The following is a 1,474-nucleotide window of genomic DNA, read 5'->3' as shown; positions in this document are numbered from 1 at the left end:
AAATAATTATTTTTCTTGACTTTTTTATCTTTTTGTATATAATTAGTTACTATGAAAGGTAATTTATATTCTAACAATTTCAAAAGCATTCTTGCTTATTACTTTTTCTATTATGGCGTTTAAGGCGCCAGTGTATCTATATTTCTAATTAACAAACATATTATATTTAAATTTTTTTATTTCTAATAAAAATTGTTCGCTTAAATATTATAACACTTTATATATGCTTACAATTTTTATATTTCAGTATTCTAAATTTTAAAATTATATTAAGGAGAATTAAATTATGATAGTAGTAATGAAACCAAATGCAAAAGAAGAACAAGTAAATAATATTATAGAAAGATTAAAAGAAGCTGGGTTAGGTATAAATAAAAGTGTTGGAGTAGATTATACTGTAATAGGAATGGTAGGCGATACTTCAAAGATAGATAGGGATTTAATATCATCTTTACCTGGAGTATCAAAAGTATTAAAAGTACAAGAACCATTTAAAAGAGCAAACAGAGCTTTCAAGAAAGAAGATACAATAGTAGATGTTAGCGGAGTAAAAATAGGGGAGAATAAGCCTGTTATTATTGCTGGGCCTTGTTCAGTGGAAAGTGAAGAACAATTAATAAGTATAGCAAAAAGTGTTAAGGCTTCCGGAGCTTCAATACTTAGAGGCGGAGCTTTCAAGCCTAGAACATCTCCTTATGCATTTCAAGGTTTGGCATTGGACGGACTTAAAATATTGAAACTAGCAAGAGAAGAAGTTAATATTCCTATAGTGAGTGAGATAGTATCTATTAGACATTTAGAAGATTTTGATAATACTGTTGATATGATTCAAATAGGAGCAAGAAACATGCAGAACTTTGAACTTCTAAAAGAGGTTGGTAAATTAAAAAAGCCTATATTATTAAAAAGAGGTTTATCTAGTACTATAGAAGAATGGCTTATGAGTGCAGAATACATACTTAATCAAGGAAATGAAAATGTTGTATTATGCGAACGCGGTATAAGAACATTTGAAACTTATACTAGAAATACTTTTGACGTTTCAGCAATTCCGGCAATAAAGCGTTTAAGTCATTTGCCTGTTATTGGTGATCCTTCACATGCTAGCGGTAAATCTTGGATGGCACTTCCTCTTACTTTGGCAGCTATTTCTGCTGGTGCTGATGGTATGATTATAGAAGTACACAATGATCCTCAATATGCTTTATGCGATGGGGCACAGTCTATAAAGCCCGATGTATTTGCTGATATTATGGAATCTGTTAATATGATTTCTGATACCGTTGTAAAAATCAAAGAAAAACATAATGGCAGAGTTTATACTAAATAATTAATTTTTATTTTTAAGTTAAAAAGGTGAGTAGAATTATTCTATTCATCTTTCTTATTATATTGAAATATATATATTTTTTTGATAAAGAGAAAATATTTATTACTTAATTTTCAAATAAATCTAATAATATAATTATATGTT

At 28.4% G+C, this 1,474-nt stretch carries 1 protein-coding gene; it reads left to right on the top strand.

Annotation, left to right across the window (positions count from 1 at the left end; all coding sequences use genetic code 11):
* Window positions 1-286: 286 nt before the first annotated feature.
* Window positions 287-1,330 carry a 3-deoxy-7-phosphoheptulonate synthase gene (gene aroF, locus R4K56_RS14695; RefSeq protein WP_335773215.1) on the top strand — a complete coding sequence of 348 codons (1,044 nt, stop codon included), beginning with the start codon at window positions 287-289 and terminating at the stop codon, window positions 1,328-1,330.
* Window positions 1,331-1,474: the final 144 nt, after the last annotated feature.

Source organism: Brachyspira pulli (assembly GCF_036997785.1).
In the GTDB taxonomy this organism is placed as follows: Bacteria; Spirochaetota; Brachyspiria; order Brachyspirales; family Brachyspiraceae; genus Brachyspira; species Brachyspira pulli.
This window is presented reverse-complemented; position numbering and strand designations above follow the sequence as displayed.